General features: G+C 65.7%; 23 protein-coding genes and 1 rRNA gene. 18 read left to right on the forward strand and 6 right to left on the reverse strand.

What is annotated here, in order from left to right; genetic code table 11:
- The first annotated feature begins 122 nt into the window (after positions 1-122).
- Positions 123-237: ribosomal RNA gene (rrf, locus tag ACWV8V_RS15310) — 5S ribosomal RNA — on the forward strand.
- A 451-nt stretch (positions 238-688) separates the two neighbouring features.
- Here the strand turns inward: rrf and ACWV8V_RS15315 are convergent.
- Together ACWV8V_RS15315 and ACWV8V_RS15320 are read right to left on the reverse strand one after the other, a co-directional pair.
- Positions 689-2419, reverse strand: a complete 1731-nt coding sequence (locus tag ACWV8V_RS15315) for a M28 family metallopeptidase (RefSeq protein WP_455900135.1) — start codon at positions 2417-2419, stop codon at positions 689-691.
- A 54-nt stretch (positions 2420-2473) separates the two neighbouring features.
- Positions 2474-3136, reverse strand: coding sequence for a DUF4097 family beta strand repeat-containing protein (locus ACWV8V_RS15320; RefSeq protein ID WP_346467173.1), 663 nt, complete (start codon positions 3134-3136; stop codon positions 2474-2476).
- Between the two features lie 97 nt (positions 3137-3233).
- Here ACWV8V_RS15320 and ACWV8V_RS15325 point away from each other — a divergent pair, with 97 nt between their 5' ends.
- Both ACWV8V_RS15325 and ACWV8V_RS15330 read left to right on the forward strand, forming a co-directional pair.
- A complete protein-coding gene (locus tag ACWV8V_RS15325) occupies positions 3234-4559 on the forward strand; it encodes a murein hydrolase activator EnvC family protein (protein ID WP_455900303.1) in 1326 nt (441 codons plus the stop codon).
- Between the two features lie 126 nt (positions 4560-4685).
- The gene (locus ACWV8V_RS15330; RefSeq protein WP_455900136.1) at positions 4686-6200 is read left to right on the forward strand and encodes a S41 family peptidase; all 1515 of its coding nucleotides are present in this window, start codon (positions 4686-4688) and stop codon (positions 6198-6200) included.
- A 94-nt stretch (positions 6201-6294) separates the two neighbouring features.
- Here the strand turns inward: ACWV8V_RS15330 and ACWV8V_RS15335 are convergent, their stop codons facing one another.
- Positions 6295-6987 carry a rhomboid family intramembrane serine protease gene (locus ACWV8V_RS15335; protein ID WP_019186003.1) on the reverse strand — a complete coding sequence of 231 codons (693 nt, stop codon included), beginning with the start codon at positions 6985-6987 and terminating at the stop codon, positions 6295-6297.
- A gap of 225 nt (positions 6988-7212) precedes the next feature.
- On the opposite strand from ACWV8V_RS15335, the gene ACWV8V_RS15340 reads away from it, so the two are divergent.
- From ACWV8V_RS15340 to ACWV8V_RS15350, 3 genes are all read left to right on the forward strand, one after another.
- Positions 7213-8556 (forward strand): outer membrane protein transport protein, encoded by a 1344-nt coding sequence (locus tag ACWV8V_RS15340; RefSeq protein WP_259262086.1) that lies wholly within the window; start codon positions 7213-7215, stop codon positions 8554-8556.
- A 198-nt stretch (positions 8557-8754) separates the two neighbouring features.
- Positions 8755-9279 (forward strand): SLOG cluster 4 domain-containing protein, encoded by a 525-nt coding sequence (locus ACWV8V_RS15345; RefSeq protein WP_455900137.1) that lies wholly within the window; start codon positions 8755-8757, stop codon positions 9277-9279.
- 89 nt (positions 9280-9368) lie between these two features.
- Positions 9369-10001, forward strand: a complete 633-nt coding sequence (locus ACWV8V_RS15350; RefSeq protein ID WP_455900138.1) for a hypothetical protein — start codon at positions 9369-9371, stop codon at positions 9999-10001.
- A gap of 55 nt (positions 10002-10056) precedes the next feature.
- Here the strand turns inward: ACWV8V_RS15350 and putA are convergent, their stop codons facing one another.
- A complete protein-coding gene (gene putA / locus ACWV8V_RS15355) occupies positions 10057-13296 on the reverse strand; it encodes a bifunctional proline dehydrogenase/L-glutamate gamma-semialdehyde dehydrogenase PutA (protein WP_455900139.1) in 3240 nt (1079 codons plus the stop codon).
- Positions 13297-13572: 276 nt separating this feature from the next.
- Here putA and ACWV8V_RS15360 point away from each other — a divergent pair, with 276 nt between their 5' ends.
- The 6 genes from ACWV8V_RS15360 to ACWV8V_RS15385 all read left to right on the forward strand — a co-directional run bounded on the left by ACWV8V_RS15360 (position 13573) and on the right by ACWV8V_RS15385 (position 18294).
- Complete coding sequence (locus ACWV8V_RS15360) at positions 13573-14049, forward strand: DUF2244 domain-containing protein (protein ID WP_121042248.1); 477 nt, start codon at positions 13573-13575, stop codon at positions 14047-14049.
- Positions 14050-14060: 11 nt separating this feature from the next.
- Entirely contained in the window at positions 14061-14996 is a 936-nt protein-coding gene (coxB, locus tag ACWV8V_RS15365) for a cytochrome c oxidase subunit II (RefSeq protein WP_455900140.1), read from the forward strand.
- Between the two features lie 64 nt (positions 14997-15060).
- A complete protein-coding gene (gene ctaD / locus ACWV8V_RS15370; RefSeq protein WP_019185997.1) occupies positions 15061-16671 on the forward strand; it encodes a cytochrome c oxidase subunit I in 1611 nt (536 codons plus the stop codon).
- Between the two features lie 8 nt (positions 16672-16679).
- Positions 16680-16814: a hypothetical protein gene (locus ACWV8V_RS15375; RefSeq protein ID WP_259462181.1), complete on the forward strand. Its 135-nt coding sequence runs from the start codon at positions 16680-16682 to the stop codon at positions 16812-16814.
- On the forward strand, positions 16811-17398 hold the full coding sequence (locus tag ACWV8V_RS15380; RefSeq protein WP_121042251.1) for a cytochrome c oxidase assembly protein: 588 nt from the start codon (positions 16811-16813) through the stop codon (positions 17396-17398). Before ACWV8V_RS15375 ends, ACWV8V_RS15380 begins: the two co-directional genes overlap by 4 nt.
- 20 nt (positions 17399-17418) lie before the next feature.
- Positions 17419-18294, forward strand: coding sequence for a cytochrome c oxidase subunit 3 (locus tag ACWV8V_RS15385; RefSeq protein ID WP_455900141.1), 876 nt, complete (start codon positions 17419-17421; stop codon positions 18292-18294).
- 40 nt (positions 18295-18334) lie between these two features.
- Here ACWV8V_RS15385 and ACWV8V_RS15390 read toward each other — a convergent pair whose 3' ends face one another.
- The gene (locus ACWV8V_RS15390) at positions 18335-18553 is read right to left on the reverse strand and encodes a twin transmembrane helix small protein (protein WP_019185993.1); all 219 of its coding nucleotides are present in this window, start codon (positions 18551-18553) and stop codon (positions 18335-18337) included.
- Positions 18554-18610: 57 nt separating this feature from the next.
- Here ACWV8V_RS15390 and ACWV8V_RS15395 point away from each other — a divergent pair, with 57 nt between their 5' ends.
- The 6 genes from ACWV8V_RS15395 to ACWV8V_RS15420 all read left to right on the forward strand — a co-directional run bounded on the left by ACWV8V_RS15395 (position 18611) and on the right by ACWV8V_RS15420 (position 24322).
- Positions 18611-19345, forward strand: coding sequence for an SURF1 family protein (locus ACWV8V_RS15395; protein WP_455900142.1), 735 nt, complete (start codon positions 18611-18613; stop codon positions 19343-19345).
- A gap of 27 nt (positions 19346-19372) precedes the next feature.
- On the forward strand, positions 19373-19948 hold the full coding sequence (locus ACWV8V_RS15400) for a hypothetical protein (RefSeq protein ID WP_102788907.1): 576 nt from the start codon (positions 19373-19375) through the stop codon (positions 19946-19948).
- Between the two features lie 11 nt (positions 19949-19959).
- On the forward strand, positions 19960-21171 hold the full coding sequence (locus tag ACWV8V_RS15405) for a COX15/CtaA family protein (RefSeq protein WP_455900143.1): 1212 nt from the start codon (positions 19960-19962) through the stop codon (positions 21169-21171).
- Between the two features lie 4 nt (positions 21172-21175).
- A complete protein-coding gene (gene cyoE, locus ACWV8V_RS15410) occupies positions 21176-22066 on the forward strand; it encodes a heme o synthase (RefSeq protein WP_123731371.1) in 891 nt (296 codons plus the stop codon).
- A gap of 99 nt (positions 22067-22165) precedes the next feature.
- Entirely contained in the window at positions 22166-22963 is a 798-nt protein-coding gene (locus tag ACWV8V_RS15415) for a calcium-binding protein (RefSeq protein WP_455900144.1), read from the forward strand.
- 450 nt (positions 22964-23413) lie between these two features.
- Entirely contained in the window at positions 23414-24322 is a 909-nt protein-coding gene (locus ACWV8V_RS15420; RefSeq protein WP_455900145.1) for a hypothetical protein, read from the forward strand.
- 98 nt (positions 24323-24420) lie between these two features.
- Here ACWV8V_RS15420 and ACWV8V_RS15425 read toward each other — a convergent pair whose 3' ends face one another.
- A complete protein-coding gene (locus ACWV8V_RS15425; RefSeq protein WP_152153742.1) occupies positions 24421-25401 on the reverse strand; it encodes a bile acid:sodium symporter family protein in 981 nt (326 codons plus the stop codon).
- Positions 25402-25416 lie beyond the last annotated feature (15 nt).

A 25416-nucleotide genomic window follows, 5' to 3' on the forward strand; every position in this document is an offset into this window, starting at 1 on the left:
CGAAAACCCCGCTGCTCACGCAGCGGGGTTTTCTTTTTTTGCAGGCACCTGGTTTTTACAGGTACTTGTTTCTCGGAAGAGACCCCTGCTGAGCTGGCGCAATGCGCTGCTCCAACCGTCTCCCTGGTGAAATTAGCGCTGTGGCACCACCCGATCCCATCCCGAACTCGGAAGTGAAACGCAGCTGCGCCGATGGTAGTGTGGCCTAAGCCATGCGAGAGTAGGTCATCGCCAGGGTTTACACCCAAAACCCCGCTGCTCACGCAGCGGGGTTTTTTTTTGTCCTTCTCCCAACGGATGGGAGCGCCTCATTTCATGTGCGACAGCAATGAGCACGGTCATGCGTATGCGGCCAGTGTCCCCCGGTCCCCCGGCCGCCGCCTGACGGCGACGCCCTCCTCGTTGATTTTGCCCAGGGACCTACCGGCCGCTACGACGCTCGGATGCGGTACGCGCACTGCTAACCGGAGCTTGCTTTGAGGCGCCAGTGGTCTCCACACGTGGGGCGCGATGCCCTTGTGGGCGAAATCAAGGAGGAGGGCGTCGCCGCAAGGCGGCGGCCGGGGGCGTCACCGGCAAGGGTATCGCGCCCCAAAGCCCGACCAACCCAGCCGCCGACCCAAAAAAAACGGCGCCCCGAAAGGCGCCGTTTTCATGAAGCAAAGATCACGTCACAGCAATCAACCGCTCAGCGTGCAGACTCCGCGGCCGGCGCCTCAGCGCCCTTGCCCTTCATCATCGCATCGCGTGCCGCCTTGAACGGATTGCCCTCGTACCAGTTCGGCCACCGGTCGCCGCCGGCCAGTTCCTTGCCAACCCCGTACAGCAGCTGCAGATCCTCAACCGTGCCATCCAGCTTCCAGGTGGCCGGATCGAACTCGTCCTTCGGGCCGTGGTAACGGTTGCTGCCATAGTCTTCGGCGGCCTTGCGGCCCGCCTCGACACCGCCGTCGCGCAGATCCTCACCCCCGTCCGCATAGAGCGCCGGCACACCCGCCTTGGCGAAGTTGAAGTGATCCGAACGGAAGTAGAAGCCGCTCTGCACCGCCGTTTCGCCGTGCAGGGTACGACCCTGATTGGCCGCCAGCGGCTTGAGGATGTCTTCCAGCTCGGAGCTTCCGAAGCCGGTCACGGTCATGTCCTTGGCACGGCCTGCCACCGACATCGCATCGATGTTGATCACACCGGCGATCTTGTCCAGCGGGAAGGTCGGGTGGCTGACGTAGTACTTCGAGCCCAGCAAACCGGACTCTTCCAGCGTCACTGCCAGGAACACCACCGAACGCTCCGGTGCTGGCTGCTGGTGCACCATCGCATCGGCGACTTCGAGGATGCCGGCCACGCCGGTCGCGTTGTCGACAGCGCCGTTGTAGATGTTGTCGCCCTGCTCACCCTCGTGCTTGCCCAGGTGATCCCAGTGCGCCATGTAGAGCACGGCTTCATCGGCACGCTTGCTGCCCGGCAGGACACCGACCACGTTGCGCGACTTCTTCTCGGCGATGGTGCTCTTCAGATCGAAGGACACCTTGGCCTTCAGCGGGACCGGCTTGAAGCCGCGCTTGCTGGCGTCCTTGTAGGCCTTGTCCAGATCCAGGCCGGCCTCAGCGAACAGCTGACGGGCGGCATCGGCGCTCAGCCAGCCCTGTGCGGGCAGACGCGCTTCCGGGTCGTCCTTGGCCGGCAGGTCGTACTGCGGGCCGGCCCACGAGTTCTTGACCACGTCCCAACCGTAGGATGCACCGGCGGTGTCATGCACGATCAGCGCGGCGGCGGCGCCCTTGCGTGCGGCCTCTTCGAATTTGTACGTCCAGCGCCCGTAGTAGGTCATGCGCTTGCCGTCGAACAGCTTCTCGTCGTTGACGTGGAAGCCGGGATCGTTGACGAACATCACGACCGTCTTGCCCTTCCAGTCCTGGCCGGCATAGTCGTTCCATTTCTGCTCGGGCGCATCCACGCCGTAGCCGACGAAGACCAGGTCGCTCGCCTCGACCTTCACGTCCGGCTGGCCGCTGCGGGTACCGATCACCATGTCGGTGCCGAACGTCAGCTCGCGGGTCTTGCCGGCCTGGTCCAGCGTCAACACGGTCGACTCATCGGCCGTGGTCTCGGTCATCGCCACGTCCTGGAACCAGCTGTCGCCGTTGCCCGGCTGCAGGCCGATGCGCTGCATCTGGTCGCGGATGTAATTGACGGTCAGCTCTTCGCCCTTGCTGCCCGGCGAACGACCTTCGAACTCATCGGAGGCCAGGGTCTTGACCAGCTCGGCGAAGTCGCCGGCGTTGATCTCGGGCGAGAAGGCATGGCCCGGCGCGGTCGGTGCCGCGTCAGTGGCGGGTGCCGCGGTGGGCGCGTTGGATTCGCCCTTGCACGCGGTCAACGCAGCGGCAGCGGCAAGGCACAACAGAAGTTTGCGGGGCATCATCGGTTCCTGGAACGGGAAAGGCGGGTGCGCAGCGCACCAGCGACCACCATATCAATCCTGTGGCGCGGTGTCGGTATCGAAGGGAACGGCCACGGCGCCGCTGATCGGGCCGATGCGGGCAGTGCGGTGCACATACAGGGTGACCTCGCGCTCGAACTGCAGGGATCCATTGACCGACGCGTTCGGTCCGATGATCACGCGCGGTTTGCGGCCGGGCGTCAGCGACAGATTGAAGTTCGGCTTCTTGACCTCGATCCCGCCCTCGACCTGCGAGCCCACGCCGACGGTGATGTCGCCGTTGACCGTCTCGATGCCGCGCGCCACGCGCGTTTCGACCAGGCCGATGCTGCCATTGACGGTTTCCAGGCTGCCGTCGACCTGGGTGCCACGATCGAGGAAGATGCCGCCATTGACGGTGTCCACCCCGCCGCTGGCAATCACTTCGCGCCCGACCCGCACACTGCCGTTGACGGTGGAGATGCCGCCGGTACGTGCGCGATCGGCGACGCGGATGCCACCGTTGACCGTTTCAATGCGGCCGGTGACGACGCCTTCGGCGACCTTGATGCCGCCATTGACGGTCTCCAGGTTCCCGTAGGTCTGGCCGGCCTCGGCGGAGATGCTGCCGTTGACCTTGCTGATGTTGTCGTTTGCGATGGCCGGCGCACAGGGCAGCGTCAGGGCCAGCAACAGCGGAAGCAGGGAGCGTTTCATGAGGACCTCGATGGTGGAGCGCGGCTGGCAGGCCGCCTGCAGGAATGTCACCATGCATCGTTGCAATCCGCATCTGCCTGAAGTCACTGGAAAGCCCTTGCGCCACAACGCTTTTTCCTCACGCCGGGATAACAATCCGACCGATGGACGCGGTCGCACGCAGTGGCTGACCCCGGCGTTGCGTGCACTGCTGCTGGCGGTGGCCGTTCTGGGGGCCAGCCCGCTGGCCGCGCAGTCCTCCAAGGAAGCCGAGCGCAAGCTGCAGAAACTGCGCAGCGAGCTCAAGGGCGTGGCGCAGGAACGGCGGAATCTGGAAGGGCAGCGGGGACAGGCCTCGCGCCAGCTGCGCGAAGCCGACGAAAAAGTGGCCCGCACCGGGCGCGTCCTGGCCCAGACCGAAACCGCGCTGCAGCGCGAGACCCGCGCGATGAACGAACTGCAGGCCAAGCGCGATGCGCTGCAGGCCGGCCTGGAGCAGCAGCGCACCGAGCTGGCCTCGCTGCTGCGCGCGGCCTACCGCATCGGCAACAACGCACCGCTGAAACTGCTGCTGTCGCAGGATCGCGTCGCCGATGCGAACCGCAGCCTGGCCTATCACCGCTACCTGCAGCGTGAGCGCGCGCAGCGGATCCAGTCGCTGACGGCCGACCTCACCGAGCTGCAACGCGTGGAGACGGAGATCGTCGAGCGCCGCAAGGCGCTGGAAGGCACACGGCAGCAACAGAAACAGCAGGTCGCCACGCTGGCCGATGACCGCCGCGAGCGCGCGGCCACCGTGGCCACGCTGGACGAACGCTACAAGGACCGCAGCGAGCGTGAGAAGGCGCTGGGTCAGGACGCCAAGGCATTGGAAACCCTGCTCGCGAACCTGCGTGCGGCCGCCGCCCGTGCCGAAGCCGAGCGTCGTGCTGCCGCGCGACGTGCCGCTGCGGAGAAAGCGGCTGCCGACAAAGCCGATCGCGCGGCGGCTGCCAGCGGTACCCGCCCGCCGCCGCGAGCGACCAAGACGCCCCCTCCCGTTGCCTCCGCGCCTGCCCCCAAGGTGGGCGGTCTGGGCTGGCCGTTGTCGGGCAATCTGCTCGCCCGCTACGGTGGCAAGCTGCCCGATGGACGCACCAGCAGTGGCGTGCTGATCGGTGCACCCGCTGGCAGCACCATCACCGCCGTGGCGGATGGCACGGTGGTGTTTTCCGACTGGATGACCGGCTACGGCATGATCCTGATCGTGGATCACGGCAACGGCTACATGAGCCTCTATGCGCACAACGACACGCTGCTGCGTGATGCCGGCGCCACGGTGAAGAAGGGCGAGGCGGTGGCCAAGGTCGGCAATTCCGGTGGCCAAGGCGTGACCGCGCTGTACTTCGAACTGCGCCGCAATGGACAGCCGGTGGACCCGGGCAGCTGGCTGCAGCGGCGATAAACCGCGCCCAACACGGGCGCGCCGCCAGGCACGGGGTTCAACGGGAATTTATCGTCGCTTCGCGCATAATCGGGCGACGCGCCCCTGTGCGTGGTCAACCGTCCCCCGCTCATCCTGGAGTGCTTCATGCGCGTAGCCCGTTCCGCCACCTTGCTGCTGGCCCTGTTGCCCGCGGTGTCCTGGGCGCAGCAGACCGCCGAAGCGCCGGCACGCGGGGCCGATGCGGCCACCACGGAAGAAGCGGTGACCTCACGGGTTCCGTTGGAAGAGATCCGCCGCTACGTCGCCGTCTACAACGCGGTGCGCGCCGCCTACGTGGATCCGGTCGACGACAAGAAGCTGATGCAGTCCGCCATCCGTGGCCTGCTGTTGGACCTGGATCCGCACAGCACCTACTTCGACAAGGAAGACGCCGAAGCCTTCGATGAGCAGGCCAACGGCGCCTACGACGGCATCGGCGTGGAGCTGCAGCAGCAGCCCGACAACAGCAGCCTGAAAGTGATTTCGCCGATCGACGAGACCCCGGCCGCACGCGCGGGCATTCTTGCCGGCGATCTGATCATCGCCATCGACGGCAAGCCGATCAGCGCGATCGAAGCCACCGAACCGCTGCGCGGCGTGGCCGGGACCAAGGTCGTGCTGACGCTGGTGCGCGAAGGCAAGCCCAAGCCGTTCGATGTCACCGTCACCCGCGAGACCATCCGCGTCACCAGCGTGCGCAGCAGGATGCTGGAACCCGGCTATGGCTACATCCGCCTGAGCACCTTCCAGGCCGACACCGGTGCCGATTTCCAGAAGCACGTTGGCCAGCTGCAGCAGCAGGCCGGTGGCAAGCTCAAGGGCCTGGTGCTGGATCTGCGCAGCAACCCGGGTGGCCTGCTCACCGCCGCCGTGCAGGTGGCCGACGATCTGCTCGAAAAGGGGAACATCGTCAGCACCCGCGGCCGCATCTCGATCAGCGATGCCCGTTTCGATGCGACCCCGGGCGATCTGCTCAAGGGGGCGCCGGTCGTGGTGCTGGCCGACGCCGGTTCGGCCAGTGCCTCCGAAGTACTGGCCGGCGCGCTGCGCGACAACGGCCGCGCCCGCGTGGTCGGCAGCCGCACCTTCGGCAAGGGCTCGGTGCAGACCGTGCTGCCGCTGGACAATGGGGACTCGGTGAAACTCACTACCGCGCGGTATTTCACGCCGAGCGGCAAGTCGATCCAGGCCACCGGCATCATCCCCGACGTGCTGCTGCAGCCGGAAAAGCGCGCCGGCGATGACGACCTGCCGGCCAGCCTGACCGACTACAGCGAAGCCACGTTGCCCGGTCACCTGCGCGGTGATGAAGAAGGCACCGAAGGCTACAAGGCCGGTGACGTGCTGCCCGGTGATGGCCCGATCAATGACGCGCTGGCCGAATTGAAGCAGCCGGGTTCGGTGCTGGCCAGGCAGAAGGCAGAGGCGGCGAAGAAGCCGGCGGCCAAGCCGGCCGGCAAGCCTGCAGCGGCAGCGGCAGCGGCCAAGCCGGCCGACGCGAAGTCATCAGATGCGAAGCCGTCAGAGACGAAGCCGGCCGAAGCACCTGCGGGTGCACCGGCTCCTCCCGCACCTGCAAAGCCGGATGCGCCGGCGTCGACAGCACCGGTCAAGCCCTGAACGGTAGTGCCGGCCGCTGGCCGGCTCAGCAGAAATCCAACCGTACGTGGAGCCGGCCAGCGGCCGGCACTACCACAGCGCGATGGGTGTTCGCTTAGAACCCATGCCGCTTGCGCAGCCGCCGCGCGATCGCGGCGCGCACATACACGCCGTAGCCCAGGCCGAACACGAAGCCGGCGATATGCGCCCACCAGGCCACCATGCCGAAGGTCGGGCCGATGTAGGCGAACACCACCTGCAGCGCCGCCCAGACCCCGATCAGCAGATAGGCCGGGGCGCGGACGAATTCCAGGAACAGGCCCAGCGGGATCACCACGCCCAGCCGCGCGCCCGGGAACAGCGCCAGGTAGGCGCCGATCAGGGCCGACACCGCGCCGCTGGCACCGATGATGATCTGGTCCGGGCTGCCCATGGTGTAGATCGCGGTCAGGTTGGAGATCGCCCCGCCCACCAGGAACAGCAGCATCAACCGCCACGGCCCCAGCACGCGTTCGGCCGGCAGCCCGAAGATCAGCAGGAACACCAGATTGCCCAGCAGGTGCGACCAGTCCGCGTGCAGGAACAGCGCGGTGAACAGCCGCAGCACGCTGCCATCCTGCAGCGTCGCCCACCAGTCCAGCGGGTGGGTGAGACCGGTCGATAGCGCCCCCCAGTCCATCCACAGGCTGCGGCGGGCGTCATCCGGCCGCGAAATCGACCACAGGAAGGCCACCCACAGCGCGGCGAACAGCAGGGGAGTGGCCCAGCGGTAGGCGGCTTTCTTGCGGGAGGGGGTGGACACGAACATGCGGCACTAGCCTAGCGCGGAGGCCGACCTGACGGGGATATGTCGCGTTCAGCATGAATAGCCATAACGGCCAACCGCGTTATTGTTTCATTAACCGCTCTCGGTATACTCGCATACGGCGTCGTATGTCGGGAGGGGAATCCGGCGCGTTGCCCTGACCTGAAAAGGGAAGGGAAACGCAGGCGCGCGTTGCCAAACATGATCGCTATCCGGAGAGAACCAACAATGCATACCGCTTCCACGCTTGCCCGCGTCACCGCCCTGGCTGTCGGCATTGCCGGCGTCCTGGCCGTCGGCCACGTCCACGCTGCCGCCTTCCAGCTGAAGGAAAACAGCGCCAAGGGCCTCGGTCGCGCCTTCGCCGGTTCCGGCAGCGCCGCCGGCGATGCCTCCATCATGGCCGTCAACCCGGCTGGCATGCGCCAGCTCGAAGGCATGCAGGTCCAGGGTGACCTGAGCGCCATCAGCTTCTCGGCCAAGTTCAACGGTACCGGCCGCAAGCCGACCGGCCAGCCGCAGACCGGCGGTGACGGCGGCGACGCCGGCATGATCGCTCCGGTTCCGGCCGCGTACTTCCACATGCCGATCGGTGAGAAGGCCCATTTCGGCGTCTCGCTGACCGCGCCGTTCGGTTTCAAGACCGATTACGACAATGGCTGGGTCGGCCGCTACAGCGGCATGAAGACCGACATGAAGGCCATCGACCTGGGCTTCGCCGCGTCCTATGACGTCAACCCGTACGTGTCCTTCGGTGCGTCCGTGTTCGTCGAGCACCTGACCATCGAGTTGAGCAACAACATCGACTTCGGTACCGCACTGGCGCAGTCGCGCGTGCCGGGCTTCGCGCCGGGCAGCGCCGATGGCAAGCTGACCGTGGAAGGCGACAACAATGCGGTGGGCTGGACCGTCGGCGGCTTGTTCAGCCCCGATGAGAACACCCACATCGGCATCAGCTACCGCTCCAAGGTCGAGCACAAGATCACCGGCGGCGATGCCACCTTCGATGTCCCGACCAACGCTGCTGCCGTGCTGGCTGTCGCTCAGCCGGGCCGCTTCACCAGCACCTCGGGCAAGGCGACGCTGACCCTGCCGGCTTCGGCCACGCTGAGCGTCACCCACAACGTCAACGACCGCTGGACCGTGATGGGTGACGTCACCCGTACCGCCTGGTCGACCGCGTTTGACCAGGTCACCATCGATTACGCTTCCAACCAGCCCGATTCGGTGCTGGAGTTCGGCTACCGCGATACGACCTTCGTCTCGCTGGGTACCGACTTCAAGCTGAGCGACACCGTGACCCTGCGTGGCGGTATCGCGCTGGATCAGACCCCGACCACCAACGCACACCGCGACGTGCGCGTGCCGGACACCAGCCGCAAGTGGCTGTCCGTGGGCCTGGGCTGGACCCCGTCGGCGAACACCGAGTACAACTTCGGTTACACCCACCTGTTCACCAAGGATCCGGACGTGAACATCGCCGGTACCACCAACAACCAGGGCAACTCGCTGACCGGCAAGTACAAGGTCCGTGGCGACGTGCTGGCCGCTTCGTTCAACTACAAGTTCTGATCAACGCATCACTGATCGGTTGAATGCAGCAGCAGAAAACCCCGCGAAAGCGGGGTTTTTTGTTGTCTGCGCCCTGCTCGTGCGGCATCCGCTGCGCGCAGCGTCCACGGTATCGGCGTTCACGTCGAAGGCGTGACGCGATAGGATCGCACTCCTGTGCCGACCGCTACACCGGCACGATCATTTAAAAGGACATGAATGAAGTCTCCGCATCGACGACCGCAGGTCTGCATTCTGGGCAGCGCCGAACCGGGTTCCGCCGCGTACGAATTGGCTGGAGACGCTGGCGCGTTGATGGCCAGACTCGGCATCACTGTCGTCAGCGGCTGTGGAAGTCCTGCCACCCGTGTGGCCGCCGAGCGCGCGATAGCCGCAGGCGGCCTGGTGGTCAGCATCATTCCCCCTGATGTGATGCCGGCGGCTGACTGGCCGGCAACCGTCGTGTTGCCGTGTGGCATGGGCGATGCCCGCAACCTGATGATGGCCTTGGCCGGCGATGCCTGCATCGTCATTGGCGGTCGCGCGGGCACCATCTCCGAAGTCTGCCTGGCGTGGCTGCACAAGCGGCCGTTGTTGCCGCTGGAAGGATGCGGTGGCTGGTCCGATACGTTGCGGACGCATCCGCCGGATGAGCGTCAGAATTCGCCCATCCTGCCGTGGACCAGCCTGCAGACCCTGGAAGCGCAGCTGCGCCACCTCGATCTGGCATCACTGCCGGGCTAGGTATCTCCATTGAATCAACCTCCCGTTGGCGACGCAGGTCGCCAGCGCAATGCCGTTTCGCCTCCACTCTTCTCCCCACGGGTTCTCCCATGACGTCTGCTCTGCTCCGCTCCACCCTTGCCATGGCACTCGCCGCCATCTCGCTGCCCGCAGCGGCCGCGCCGGATTTCGCTGCCTGTTTCACCCTGACCCCGGGGCTGTCCTGGTCCAACGCCGATGAAACGCTGACCATCGAAAAAGTCACCTTCGCCGGCCAGAACGCCATCAAGATGCACAGTGCCGGTGGTGGCATCGGGATGGCCACGTTCCATGACATCAGCGGCCGCCAGCTGCTGGGCCAGGAGCGTTACAGCATGTCCAGCGACGGCCCCACGCGGACCGATACCTTCAAGCCGGCGCCGACGTTCCCGCAGAGCGCCAAGCCGGGCGATCGTTTCGAGGTCACCGGCGCTGGCGAGCGCATGAACCATGTCGACGAAACCGTTGAACCGATCGACTACGACGGCTTCTCCGACTACACCTTCGTCGGTTTCGAAGACATTGACGCGGACGTCGACAACCAGCCGCGCACGTTCAAGGACACCTGCCACGTCACCGCGACCTTCGAAGACAACCGCATCGAGGCGTGGTACGCCGCCGGCTTCGGGCGCATCAAGTTCGAGCGGTACATGGCTAACGAGCTGCTGATGCAGGACCAGATCGAGTCCATCGAAAGCCCGTGACCTACAAAAAACCCCGCTTTCGCGGGGTTTTTTGTTTACCGCAGGACGCTGGGAATCAGTCGCCCAGGGTCAGCAGCGAGGCATTGCCGCCGGCTGCCGTGGTGTTCACGGTGACGGTCTTCTCGGTGGCAAAGCGCAGCAGGTAGTGCGGGCCGCCGGCCTTCGGGCCGGTGCCGGACAGGCCCTGGCCGCCGAACGGCTGCACGCCGACTACGGCACCGATCTGGTTGCGGTTGACGTACACATTGCCGACATTGATGCGCGATGAAATGCGGTCCACGGTTTCATCGATGCGCGAATGCACGCCCAGGGTCAAGCCGTAGCCGGTCGCGTTGATCTGGTCGATCACCGCATCGAGCTGGTCGCCCTTCCAGCGGATCACGTGCAGCACCGGCCCGAAGATCTCCTTGTGCAGCTGGTCCAGGTTCTTCAGTTCGTACGCACGCGGGGCGAAGAAGGTGCCGTGCGCGGCGTCGTCGCTGAGCGTGGCAGCGGCGATCAGGCGCGCGTCCTTCTCCATGCGCACGGCGTGATCCTTGAGGATCTGCAGCGCGTCGGCGTCGATCACCGGGCCGACATCGGTCGACAGCAGGCCCGGGTCACCGACCTTGAGTTCGGCCATCGCGCCGGACAGCATGGTCATCACCTTGTCGGCGATGTCGTCCTGCACGAACAGCACGCGTGCGGCCGAGCAGCGCTGGCCAGCGGAGGTGAAGGCCGACCCGATCGCATCCTTGACCAGCTGCTCCGGGAGCGCCGAGGAGTCGGCGATGAAGGCGTTCTGGCCGCCGGTCTCGGCGATCAGCACACCGATCGCAGCGTCGCGTGCGGCCATCGCGCGGTTGATCGCACGGGCGGTGTCGGTCGAGCCGGTGAAGGCCACGCCGGCCACGCGCGGGTCGGCGGTCAGGGCGGCACCGACGGTCGCGCCGTCGCCCGGCAGGAACTGCAGCACGCCTTCGGGCACGCCGGCATCGAGCAGCAGCTTCACCGCGTAATAGCCGATCAGGTTGGTCTGCTCGGCCGGCTTGGCGATCACGCTGTTGCCGGCGGCGAGCGCGGCGCTGACCTGGCCCAGGAAGATCGCCAGCGGGAAGTTCCACGGGCTGATGCAGACGAACACGCCGCGGCCGTGCAGCTGCAGTTCGTTGGATTCACCGGTCGGGCTCGGCAGCGTTTCGGCGTGGCCGAACTGCTCGCGCGCCTGCTTGGCGTAGTAGCGCAGGAAGTCGACCGCTTCGCGCACTTCGGCGATGCCGTCGGGCAGGCTCTTGCCGGCTTCCTTGACGCACAGCGCCATGAACTCGGGCATGCGCGCTTCCAGCTGGTCGGCGGCGTGTTCCAGGATCGCCGCGCGGCTGGCGGCGGGGGTGCGGTTCCAGGCCGGCTGCGCGGCCACGGCATTGGCCAGCGCCTTCTCGACGGTGGCGCTGTCGGCCGGCTGCCACTGGCCCACCACCTGGCGCGTGTCGGCCGGGTTGGTCACGTTCAACAGCGCGCCGGTCGGGTTGGCACCCGGCACCAGCGGCGCGGCGTGCCACCCGCTCTTACCCGGCGCGGGCACGGCGGCGTTGAGCTGCTCGGCCAGGGCGCGCAGATCGTTGTCGTTGGCGAGATTGACGCCCATGGAGTTCTTCCTGTCATGGTTCTGGCTGCGCAGCAGATCGACCGGCAGCGGGATTTTCGGATGCGGGATGGACGCGAACGAGGAGACCACCTCGACCGGATCGCGGATCAGGTCGTCGATGGCCACGTTCTCGTCGGTGATGCGGTTGACGAAGCTGGAATTGGCGCCATTTTCAAGCAGACGACGCACCAGGTACGGCAGCAGGTCCTCATGCGAACCGACCGGCGCATACACGCGGCACGGCACGTTCAGACGGTCGGCCGGCACCACTTCGGCATACAGGTCATCGCCCATGCCGTGCAGTTTCTGGTGCTCGTACTGGCCGCCCTTGGCGATCGCCTGCACGGCCGCGATGGTGTGCGCGTTGTGCGTGGCGAACATCGGGTAGATCGCATCGCTGTGCGTGAACAGACGCTTGGCGCAGGCCAGGTAGGAGACGTCGGTGTTCTGCTTGCGGGTGAACACCGGGTAGGCCGGCAGGCCGTCGATCTGCGCGCGCTTGATCTCCGCATCCCAGTACGCGCCCTTGACCAGGCGCACCTGCAGGCGGCGACCGATGCGACGGGCCAGGTCGGCCAGATAGTCGATCGTGTACGGGGTGCGCTTCTGGTACGACTGCACGACCACACCGAAGCCTTCCCAACCGGCCAGCGAGGCATCGCTGACCACGGTCTCGATGATGTCCAGCGACAGTTCCAGACGGTCGGTTTCTTCGGCATCGACGGTGCAGCCGATGCCGTAGGACTTGGCCAGCTGCGCCAGTTCCAGCACGCCCGGCACCAGGTCGGCCATGACGCGTGCGCGCTTGGCGTGCTCGTAGCGCGGGTACAGCGCGGAGAGCTTGATCGAGATGCCCGGTGCCGAATTGACGTCGCCATCGGGACGGCCGCCGCGGGCCTTGTGGTCGCCGCCGATCGAGTGGATCGCGCGACGGTAGTCTTCCAGGTAACGCTTGGCGTCCTTCATGGTCAGCGCGCCTTCGCCGAGCATATCGAACGAATAGCGGTAGCTGGCGTTGTCGCCCTTGTGCGAGCGCGACAGTGCTTCGTCGATGGTGCGGCCCATGACGAACTGGTGGCCCATGATCTTCATCGCCTGGCGCACGGCCAGGCGGATCACCGGCTCACCCACGCGGCCGATCAGGCGCTTGAATGCGCCCGGCACATCGGCGCGGGTGGCATCGTTGATCTGGACCAGGCGGCCGGTCAGCATCAGGCCCCAGGTGGAGGCGTTGACCAGCACCGAGTCGCTGCCGCCCATGTGCTTCTTCCAGTCGGCATCGCCGAGCTTGTCGCGGATCAGCTTGTCGGCGGTCTCCTGGTCCGGAATGCGCAGCAGGGCTTCGGCCACGCACATCAGCAGCACGCCTTCTTCGCTGCCCAGATCGTACTGGCGCATGAAGGCTTCGATCGCGCCCTGGTCCTGGGCGCGCACCCGCACGCGCTTGACCAGATCGGCAGCGGTGGCCTGCACCTTGGCCTGCTCGGCGGCCGGCAGACGTGCCTGCTCGAGCAGCTCGCGCACATGGGTGGCCTCGTCCTTCAACCAGGCATCGGTGATCGCCTGGCGGAACGCGTTGGGAACGGTCGGCAGCTCGGGGGCGAGCAGCGGCGGGCGGGCGGCGCCGGACGATGCCGGGGCAAGGGGAAGGACAGAGGATGCAGTCATGCCGGTCGGCTCGTGGAGAACTTGACCATTTTAATCGTTTTTTTGGCGAGTCAAGGGGTTTTCATGGTCGCGCCCATGCGGCGCATAGCCTTTCATACAGGGGGATTCGGCGGATTCGACCCGCCTGCCATTTATTGTGCTGTTTTCGTCAAAACGGCCGCCGCAGGTGATGCTGTATTGCAACATTCCTGAAACTGTGAATGGACCCTTGCTACTCGCTGGAGAGCGGGGCTACCATCGAGACGTTTCCCGCGGCAGGAAAAACGCGGTTGCGACATGATCGAGGTGCTCATCGCTCCGGACGGATCAGGGACGCAACTGCGGCTGCGCCCCCCACGGGCGCTCGATGCCCGGCAGTTCGTCCTGTTGTTTGTGGTGTTGGCGGGGGTGATGTGGCTGGCGGCCGGCCTGGGCTGGTTCACCGGCAACGTATTCGCCCCCGTGTTTGCTCTGCTGTACAGCGTGTTGCTGGCAGTGGCGCTGCGCACGGTGTGGCGCAGTGGAGAACGGCAGGAAGAGATCCGGGTAGTGCCGGCGTGCGTGGAAGTGATTCCTGCACCCGGGCATTCGCCGGTGTTCAGCGCCCACCCGCACTGGGTGAGGCTGATCGCCGACGAACGCAGAGTCCGGCTGGCATCCAGCGGTCGGCAGGTGGACGTGGGGAGTTTCCTCGCACCGGCCGAACGCCAGGTACTGGCTCAGAAACTAGAAGGCTTGCTCGCGGCCAATGACGGCCGCAACCGACGACGCTAAGGGTCTAGGCAATGAAGCAATGCAGAAAGTGGGGCAGGACGTTCGGGAAGTCAGTGTTGGGCGGGGCTGCGCTGCTGGCGCCGGCCATGGCGTGGGCCCAGGCGGCCGACCCCAAACCGTGGCAATTGAACATGGGCAAGGGGGTGACCCAGAGCTCGCGGTTGGCGTGGGAGTCCAACCTGTTCTCGCTGTGGGTCTGTACCGTGATCGGGGTGCTGGTGTTCGGCGCGCTGTTCTACGCGATCTTCAAATTCCGCAAATCCAAGGGCGCGGTGGCCGCCACCTTCAGCCACAACACCAAGGCCGAGGTCATCTGGACGGTGATCCCGGTGATCATCCTGGTGGTGATGGCCTGGCCGGCCACGGCCAATCTGATCAAGTTCTACGACACCCGCGATTCGGAAATGACCGTCAAGGTCACCGGGTATCAGTGGATGTGGAAGTACGAATACCTCGGCGAGAACGTCAGCTTCACCAGCCGCCTGGACCGTGAGTCCGACCGTGTGCGCCAGAGTGGCGTGGTTCCGACCCGCGACAGCCATCCGCATTACCTGCTGGATGTCGACAACCGCCTGGTGCTGCCGGTCGATACCAAGGTGCGCTTCGTGATCACCTCCGACGACGTCATCCACGCATGGTGGGTGCCGGCGCTGGGCTGGAAGCAGGATGCGATTCCCGGCTTCATCAACGAGGCCTGGACCAACATCGAACAGGTCGGCGTGTACCGCGGCCAGTGCGCCGAGTTGTGCGGCAAGGATCACGGCTTCATGCCGATCGTGGTCGAGGCGGTCTCCAAGGAGGATTACCAGAAATGGCTGGCCTCCAAAAAGCCTGCGCCGGCCCCTGCACCGCAGGCGGCTCCGGCGCCCGCGCCGGCTGCCCCGGCCGAGGCGGCCCCGGCACCGGCCGCTGAGCCTGCCGCGGCAGCAACAGACAGCAACGCCTGAAATCGAGCCGCGTCCGCCAGCCGGCGGATGCGGGTACCACCGGATACAGTGAGGTGTAGTTGCGATGGCGCATTCCGCAGTTGACCACGACGGGCATCACGGGCATCAGCAGGGGTTCTTCGAGCGTTGGTTCTTCTCGACCAACCACAAGGACATCGGCACGCTCTACCTGCTTTTCAGCTTCATCATGTTCATCATCGGTGCGGCGATGAGCGTGATCATCCGTGCTGAGCTGGCGCAACCGGGCCTGCAGTTCGTCAAGCCCGAGTTCTTCAACCAGATGACCACCGTGCATGCGCTGGTGATGATCTTCGGCGGCGTGATGCCGGCCTTCGTCGGCCTGGCCAACTGGATGATCCCGCTGCAGATCGGCGCGCCGGACATGGCGTTGCCGCGCATGAACAACTGGTCGTTCTGGCTGCTGCCGGTGGCCTTCAGCCTGCTGCTGCTGACCCTGTTCCTGCCCGGCGGCGCACCGGCCGGTGGCTGGACGCTGTACCCGCCGCTGTCGCTGCAGGGTGGCTACAACGTGGCCTTCAGCGTGTTCGCCATCCACGTGGCCGGCATCAGCTCGATCATGGGCGCGATCAACATCATCGCCACCGTGCTCAACATGCGCGCGCCCGGCATCGATCTGCTGAAGATGCCGATCTTCTGCTGGGCCTGGCTGATCACCGCCTTCCTGCTGATCGCGGTGATGCCGGTGCTGGCCGGCGCGGTGACGATGCTGCTCACCGACAAGTTCTTCGGCACCAGCTTCTTCAACGCCGCCGGTGGCGGTGACCCGGTGATGTACCAGCACATCTTCTGGTTCTTCGGGCACCCGGAGGTCTACATCATGATCCTGCCGGCGTTCGGCGTGGTCAGCGAGATCATCCCCACCTTCAGCCGCAAGCCGCTGTTTGGTTACCAGGCCATGGTCTATGCGATCGCCGCGATCGCGTTCCTGTCCTTCATCGTCTGGGCCCACCACATGTTCACCGTGGGCATGCCGCTGGGCGGTGAGATCTACTTCATGTTCGCCACGATGCTCATCTCCATCCCGACCGGGGTGAAGGTGTTCAACTGGGTCAGCACCATGTGGCGCGGCTCGCTCACCTTCGAAGCGCCGATGCTGTGGGCGGTGGCCTTCGTGATCCTGTTCACCATCGGCGGCTTCTCCGGCCTGATGCTGGCGATCGTGGTGGCCGATTTCCAATACCACGACACTTATTTCGTCGTCGCACATTTCCACTACGTACTGGTCACCGGTGCGGTGTTCGGGTTGATCGCCGCGGTGTATTACTGGTGGCCGAAATGGACCGGACGCATGTACAGCGAAACCTGGGCCAAGGTGCATTTCTGGTGGTCGATCGTGTTCGTGAACCTGCTGTTCTTCCCGCAGCACTTCCTCGGCCTGGCCGGCATGCCGCGGCGTATTCCCGATTACAGCGTGGCCTTCGCGGACTGGAACCTAATCAGCTCGATCGGCGCGTTCGGCATGTTCGTCACGCCCTTCATGATGGCCGCGATCCTGTGGCACTCGCTGCGTCACGGCGCGAAGGCCGCCGACCGCTGCTGGGAAGGCGCACGTGGCCTGGAGTGGACGATTCCCTCGCCCGCACCGGCGCATACCTTCACCACGCCGCCGACCATCCGTCCGGGTGATCTGGCCCATGACGACATCACCCATTGAGGCCGCTCATGACCAGTACCACCCGCACGCCGGATGAGCAGGCCCTGCAACGTCGCCGCGCGCATCGCACCGCGTGGGCGGTCGGGATCGTCGCGCTGATGGTCTATGGCGGCTTCATCCTCAGCGGGGTGATCGGGCGATGAGCGATCCGCGCCCGGCACCCGCGCGTCATGCGGGCCTGCCCCGCCTGATCGGGGTGGCGCTGGCGGTGTTCGTGCTGACCTTCTCGCTGGTGCCGCTGTACCGCATCGCCTGCGAGAAGGTGTTCGGCGTGCGCCTGGAGCGTGGCCCCGGCGCGGCGGCGGGCACTGCAGCCGCCACCGGCAAGCGCACCGTGCGGGTGGAGTTCGATGGCGGCGTGAATTCCAAGTTGCCGTGGGCGTTCCATCCCGAACAGCTGACGATGGACGTGGTGCCCGGCGAGCTCAACGAGGCGCTGTATTACGCGCGCAATGACAGCGATCGCGCGCTGGTCGGCAGCGCCGTGCCGTCGGTGGCACCGGCCAAGGCGTCGGGCTACTTCAGCAAGACCGAGTGCTTCTGCTTCACCGCGCAGACCCTGCAGGCCGGTGAGAAGCGCGACATGCCGGTGCGCTTCATCGTCGATCCCGACCTGCCGGCCAACATCACCACGATCACCCTGTCCTACACCTTCTACAAGAACGACGCCTTGTCCGCGCAGCTGGCCCCGGCCAGCCTGCCGACCGGCGCGCGTGCAGCTCCCTGATCCGGACCGGACCCAAGACCATGGCCCAGCAAAGCCCCGATGCGAACGTGTACTTCGTGCCCACGCACAGCAAATGGCCGTTCATCGGTTCCATTGCGATGATGGTGACCATGGTCGGCGTGGCCAGCTGGCTCAACGATTCCGGCTGGGGCAAGTGGACCTTCTACGCCGGCATCGCGATGCTGGTGCTGACCCTGTTCTGGTGGTTCAGCGACGTGGTGCGCGAATCGCAGGCCGGCAGCTACAACCGCCAGGTGGATGGCTCGTTCCGGATGGGGATGGTGTGGTTCATCTTCTCCGAAGTGATGTTCTTCGGCGCGTTCTTCGGGGCGCTGTTCTACACCCGCAACCTGGGCCTGCCGTGGCTGGGAGGCGCGGGCGATGGCGTGATGACCAATGAGTTGCTGTGGGACGGGTATTCGGCGGCGTGGCCGACCAATGGCCCGGGTGCGATCGGCGGCCATTTCCAGACCATTCCGGCCTGGGGTCTGCCGCTGATCAATACGCTGATCCTGCTCACCTCCGGCGTCACCCTCACCATCGCGCATCACGCGCTCAAGGCCGGTCATCGCCGCCAGCTGCTGGCCTGGCTGGGCATCACCGTGCTGCTCGGCGTGGGCTTCCTCACCCTGCAGGTGGAGGAGTACATCCACGCCTACAAGGAACTCAACCTCACCCTGGGCTCGGGCATCTACGGCTCGACCTTCTTCATGCTCACCGGCTTCCACGGCGCGCACGTGCTGCTCGGCACGATCATGCTGGCGGTGATGTGGCTGCGCTCGTCGAAAGGGCATTTCACCCGCGACAATCACTTCGGCTTCGAAGCCGCCGCGTGGTACTGGCACTTCGTCGACGTGGTGTGGCTGATGCTGTTCCTGTTCGTCTACGTGCTGTAGCGTCGGTGCGACGTCCTGCCGCATCGACGCCGGTGCGGCCTCAGCCGCCGATGCCGTGGGGCTTGATCCAACCGCTGTAGATGCCGATGACCACCAGCACGATCAGCGCCACCGATACCGCGATGCGGCGGGTGAGGGCATTGACGGTGCGCTTGGTCTGGCCGCGATCGACCAGCAGGTAATACAGCCCGGCGCCCAGATTCCAGACGATGACGATCAGAAACGCGATTACCAGCAGGGTCTTCAACGAATCATTCATGCGCGGCTCGATGGCGTGGCGGGTGCGCCTATATCACCGCGTTTTGCCGGCGTTGTCATGATGCGCAAGCACACACGCCTGATCGGCTGGATCGCCGCGGTGCTGGTCATCCTCGCGTTCTGCCAGCTGGGCCGCTGGCAACTGCAGCGCATGCACGCCAAAGAGGCGTTGCTGGCCCAGCAGTTACCCGCCCGCGCGCAGTCGCTCACGCTGCGTCAGGCCCAGGCCGCCCCGCCGTTGCTGCGCTGGGTGGAGGATCACGGTCGCTTCCTGCCCGGCACGATCCTGCTCGACAACCAGACCCGCGAAGGCCGCGCCGGCCTCAAGGTGTATCAGCCGTTCCAGAGCGATGACGGCGCACGCGTGCTGGTCGATCTGGGCTGGCTGCCGATGCCGCCGGATCGTGTCATCCCACCGATCACACCGCTTGCCGGCCATACGGCCATCAGCGGCCTGCTGGCGCCGTCACCGGCCACCGGGCTGGCCCTGGGGCCGGCGCTGTCGTCCGCGCCACAGCCGGGCGTCTGGCTGGCCAGCCGGATGCCACCCGACGACCTGGCCCGCGCGCTGTCACTGCCGACGGGCAGCCTTGGCGCGCGCGTGCTGCGGCTCGATCCGGCACTGCCAGGCGGTTACGCGCGCGATCTGGAGCTGCTGCCCAATACCCTGCCGCCCAGTCGCCATCTGGGCTACGCCGTGCAATGGTTCGGGCTGGCGTTGACCGTGCTGGTGGTCGCGCTGGTCCTGGAACTCCGTCGCCATCGCCGCCGGCGTGGCACTCCCCGGCGCTGACCGGCTCAACATGAGAAAATGCCGCCCATGAATGCCACTTCCCCGGCTCGGCTGCCGTCCCGTTCACGCGGCCGCTGGACCCTGATCGCGTTGTTCGGCGTGTTCTTCGGCGCCATGGCGCTGGCGGGCGTGCTGCGCTTCTCCGGCTGGCAGCCGACCTCGCACCGCAATACCGGGCAACTGCTGCAGCCGCCGGCCGATCTGCGCGCGCTGCCGCCGACCTTGGCCGATGGTCAGCCGTACCCGTGGAACCCCAACGATCGCACCTGGCGGATCCTGGTGGCCCCGTCTGCCAGCTGTACCAGCGAGTGCGTCACTTTGTCGCAGGGATTGGGCAAGGTGTGGCAGCTGTTCGGCCATAACGCCGATAATGTCGAGATCCTGTGGCTGGGCACGCCGCCGGCCGAGGTCCAGGGCATGCCCGCACTGCGCGCGCTGCGCGCCCAACCGGACCTGCGTGCCGCTTTGCCCGCCGTGGATGACGCCGCCGGCACGCCTGTGTATGTGATCGATCCCAATGGATTCGTGATCATGCGGTACGCGCCGGGATTCGATATGGCCGGTCTGCGCAAAGACCTGGCCACGCTGCTGAAACTGAAGTGAGTTCCGTTTAGATGAGCCTCTCCGCACGCCCGGTGCTGCACCGCAATTTCCACCGTCTGGCGTGGTTTGCGCTGATCATGACCGCCAGCACGATCATGTTCGGTTCGTTCGTGCGCCTGTCCGATGCGGGCCTGAGCTGCCCGGACTGGCCGACCTGCTATGGCCGTGTCACCTGGCCGCAGCACGCCGAGGAAGTGATCGGCCACGAGGCCGCCAAGATCCGCCCGCTGGAAACGCACAAGGCGTGGCGCGAGCAGGTGCACCGTTTCCTGGCCGGTGCACTCGGTATCGAGATCCTCACCCTGGCGCTGCTGGCCACGCGCCGCCGTTGCTGGGGCAGTACGGCGGTGATCACCGCCTGTGTGCTGGTGGCGACCGGCATACCGCTGTACATGATGGGCATGCACGTGCCGGCGAGCATCCTGGCGATCATCGGCGAGGCGATCCTGCTGATCGCCGCGCTGCGCTGGACCAACATCGACCTGGCCCGCGCCGCGTTGCTGACGCTGGCGGTGGTGATCTTCCAGGCGCTGCTCGGCATGTGGACGGTCACCTGGCTGCTCAAGCCGATCGTGGTCATGGGCCATCTGCTCGGCGGCATGCTCATGTTCGGCCTGCTGGTATGGATGGCGTGGCGCGCCACGCATATGCCGATCACCCTGGCCGAGGCGCCCAAGCTGAAATGGCTGATCCGCGCCGGCGTGGCCGTGCTGGTCGCGCAGATCGCCCTCGGCGGCTGGGTCAGCGCCAACTACGCCGCACTCGCCTGCGGTGGCGGCAGCGCCTCGCTGGACAATTTCCCGCGCTGCGTCAGCCAGTGGTGGCCGCCGCATGATTTCAAGGAAGGCTTCACCCTGTGGCGTGGCATCGGCGTGGATTACGAAGGGGGCGTGCTCGACGGCGCCTCGCGTATCGCGATCCAGATGGCGCACCGCGTGATGGCGATCGTGGTCGCCGTGTACCTGCTGTGGCTGTCGGTGCGCCTGTTCCGCCTGCCGAGCATGCGCGGCTGGGCGAGTGCCCTAGGTCTGCTTGTGGTACTGCAGATCACCCTGGGCATCCTCAACGTGAAGCTGGCGGTGCCGCTGGAAGTGGCCGTCGCGCACAGCGGGGGCGCCGTGGCCCTGCTGTTCGTGCTGGTGACCTTGCTGGCGCGCCTGCGCGCGCCGGATGCCGAGGGTGGCAAGGCCAGCGCTGCGTCCACTTCCGTGCAGGCAGGCTGACGGCATGGCCAGTTACCGTCAGTACTGGGATCTGACCAAGCCCAAGGTCGTCGCCCTGATCGTGTTCACCGCGCTGGTGGGCATGTTCCTGGCCATCCCCGGCGTGCCCACCGCGCAGCAGGCGCTGGACGGCGCCCTCGGCTTCCTCGGCATCTGGCTGGCCGCTTCGGCCGCCGCAGCGATCAACCAGCTGCTGGACGCGCGCATCGATGCGCAGATGGCGCGCACCTCGTGGCGCCCGCTGGTGGTGGGCAAGGTCAAACCGTGGCAGGTGCTCGTCTTCGCCGGCCTGTTGATCGCGCTGTCGATGACGATCCTGGTGGTCTGGGTCAACGTGATCACCGCCGTGCTGACCTTCGCCTCGCTGATCGGGTACGCGGTGATCTACACCGTGTACCTCAAGCGCGCGACCTCGCAGAACATCGTCATCGGCGGTCTCGCCGGTGCTACCCCGCCGATGCTCGGCTGGGCCGCGATCACCGGCATGCAGGGCCCGTGGGACTGGGCCTACGCGTCGCTGCTGGTGCTGATCATCTTCATCTGGACCCCGCCGCACTTCTGGGCACTGGCGATCTTCCGCCGCGAGGATTACGCCAAGGCGGAAATCCCGATGCTGCCGGTCACCCACGGCGTGGCCTACACCCGCAAGTCGATCATGGTCTATTCGATCGCGCTGGCCATCGTCAGCATCCTGCCGGTCGTGGTCGGCATGAGCGGCATGTTCTACCTGGGCGGTGCGATCGTGCTCAACGCGGTCTTCCTCTGGTACGCCTGGCGCATGCTGAATCCGCCGGATGAACTGTTCTCGATGAAGATGTTCGGCTACTCCATCGTCTACCTGATGGCGCTGTTCGCCTTCCTGATGGTGGACCACTGGATGCTGCCGTTCCTGTGAGCTACCTGCGCCGGCCTTGAAACCGGCCATAGCATCGCCATTGCTTTCATGACCCCAACAGGACGTGACGGTATGAAGCGATGGCTCTGGATGGCTGTAATGGTGGCTTCGATGGTGTGCGGCACAGCCGCTGCCGTGCCGGCAGGCAGTGTCGCTGACACCGCAACGCAGATAGTGACCTTGGCGGGCAACCACCGGCTGGTGATGCTGGGCGAATACCACGGCACCGCCGAGACACCGCTGCTGGTGACCGACCTGATGGAACGCTACAGCCGCGACAACGCACCGGTGCGGTTGGGCTTGGAACTGCCGATGAGCGAGAACGCCGCGCTGGCGCGTTACCTGCGCTCCAGCGGCGATGCTGATGCGCGGGCGGCACTGCGCACCTCGCCGTTCTGGCAGGTAAAGGACGACCAGCACGACGGGCGCCGCAGCCGGGACATGCTGGCGCTGATCGAGACGCTGCGCGTGCTGCGCCTGCAGGGGCGCGACGTAGGCGTGGCTGGCTATGACATTGAAATCAGTACGTACGACACCGATATGGATCGCGACGCTGCGATGGCCACGCACTTGCGCCAGCAGTTCAACGCACTGCCGGCCGGGGCGCGGATGGTGGTGCTCACTGGTAACGTGCACGCGATGCGCCACCCCTTCGCGGACGCGCCGCCGGAGATGAAGCACCGCACCATGGCGTCGTACCTGCTGGACCTTCCGCTGTACAGCGTGCGCGTGGAAGCGCTGCGTGGGCAGTTCTGGGGCTGCATGAACCCCTGCCGCGCGCTCACGCTGCGTGAATTGCCGGCGCAGAATCCGGTCGTCGAAACGGATCCGGAACGGTCCTACGACGTGTGGGTGCATCTGCCGGCGCTGAGCGTGGGGACACTGACGGACCCGTAGCGAGGCCGAATGCCGACGATGCGGTGCCCTGGTAGGGTCGCTTCCCAAACGACCGCACGCAGACACCACCAGCCCGGCAAGGCATGACCTTTACCGGAGTTCGGCTTTGTAAGCGCCGTTACGTTTGCGACCGCGCTTACCCTCCGCCAATCATCGATACCGGCGGGGCGCTTCTCCGCATCCTGCGACCGCGCCGCGCTGCATCCATGCGCGGTGTCATCTGGGAGACGACCTCCCGGCACTCCCCTCACATGGATGGCGCTTGAGGCACGGTCTCTTGTAAGGAACCCCCGCGTCGAGGGGGGGGGAACCGATTGCACGACCTGCAACGATACACAGCGCTCACTTTCATCAGAAACAACCCCGTAGAAATGACGTCGCGAGACTTTGCTCGCTCAATCTCATGGTGCTCAAGTGACGTCCATAAGAGACATCGGGGTCGTAGCCGCGATGGCTACTGCCCTGCTCATCAGTGCAGAAGCATCTGCTGCGATGAAAACCCTGAGCCGTGCCAACTGTCTGTTGTCCGTCAATGAATCAATCATGTATGACAGGCCGCTTTTGCCGAGAATGCCGGGATCAGCAGCGAGCACACATCATGCGCAAGGTGTGACCTTCATGAATTCTTTGGCCGTGTCGTTGCTGATTGTCGCGTCGCTGTACAGTGCCCCGAGCTTCAGTGCCCAGAACGACGTGGATGCGGTAGGAAAGTGGTTGAATGAGCGAACCATGCGCGCCGCAATGGAAGACAGCAGCAATGGAGTGCGCCGCTCGTCGGAGCAGGGTACCTATCAGGTCATTCCCCTGTCTGAGTTGGATGCACCCGAAGAAGTCAAGCAACACTTCCGTGCCGAAATAGCGCTAAGTCGAGCCGGAGTGCGACGGGTTTCCAATGGCGAGATCCCATCGCAGGGCCAGCTGATCTCTTCGCTTCCGAGAACCGTACGTTCCAACGCAGAACTGCGTCGGCGATTGCCTTCGCCGCCATCCGATCTCCAACGCACAATTCTCGGTGCGGCGGAGCTGATCGGAATGGAGCCAAGCGGCGCACTGGATGGGCTCAAATCCACCGGTCTAACCCGTTTCTATCGCGTGAATGGCGTGGGTATCGTCGAGTTCAATGAACACAACTTTCGTGCCCCAGGCAGCAAAGTAGAGGTGATCGCAGAGTTTCAGAACATCCGCGTTAACGGTGTGCCTGCGCAGCTGGAACAAGTCTCGGATGATCTTGGGCGCAGCCGCGCAACGTTGGAATGGGCAGGGGAAAACAAGGCCTACTCGCTGATCGCTATCGGGGAAGGCGACGTGGAGCAAAAAGCCATCGTGTTGCAACAGATCGCCGCTGGTGTGAAAGATTGAGACGACGGCGATAACAGCGCAACGCTTCCACGGGCGGTCCTCCGGTAGGGTCGCTCGACAGACGACTTCCGGTATCGGCGGTCGTCTGTCGAGCGACCCTACCGCGGGGTGACCGGGTCACGTGCATACCGCTGCGCGATCATCGCGCAGACGATCAACTGGATCTGGTGGTAGATCATGATCGGCAGCACGATCGCACCGAGGCTGCCGCCGGCGAACAGCACCTTGGCGATCGGCACGCCGGTGGCCAGGCTCTTCTTGGAGCCGCAGAACAGGATGGTGATCTCGTCTTCGCGGTTGAAGCCCAGCCGGCGCGCGATGAAGCGGATCAGCGGCATCGCGATGCCGAGCAGCACCGCCGCCACCACCGCCACACTGAGCAGCGACAACAGCGGCGTCTTGCTCCACAGCCCTTCGCTGACCGCTTCGCCGAAGGCGGAGTAGACCACCAGCAGGATCGTGCCCTGGTCGGTATAGCGCAGCAGCGCGCGCTGCTTCTCGACCCAGCGGGCGATCCACGGGCGCAGCAGATGGCCGGCCACGAACGGCACCAGCAACTGCAGCATGATGCTGACGATGGCCTGGCCGGGGTTGTGCATGCCGCCTTCGGTGCCGGCCAGCAGGGCCAGCAGCAGCGGGGTCAGGAAGACGCCGAGGATGCTCGACAGCGAGGCGCTGCACACCGCCGCCGGGACGTTGCCACGGGCGATCGAGGTGAACGCGATCGAGGACTGCACGGTGGACGGCAGCGCACACAGGAACAGCACGCCGATGTACAACTCGGGCGTGAGCAGCCAGCCATCCAGCGGTTTGAACATCAGGCCCAGCAGCGGGAACATCACGAACGTGCAGGCCAGGATGGTCAGGTGCAGGCGCCAGTGCAGCAGGCCGGCGACGATCGACTCCCGTGGCAGGCGCGCGCCGTGCAGGAAGAACAGCGCGGCGATGGCGACGTCGGTGACATCGTCGAGCACCATCGCGGCGGCGCCGTGCATCGGCAGGAAGGACGCCAACAGCACGGTGCAGAGCAGGGCGAGGGTGAAGTTGTCCGGTCGCAGGCGCGACCACCAGCGGGTCATGGTGGGCAGGCTCCT

The sequence above is a fragment of the Stenotrophomonas sp. Ker107b genome, assembly GCF_053847245.1.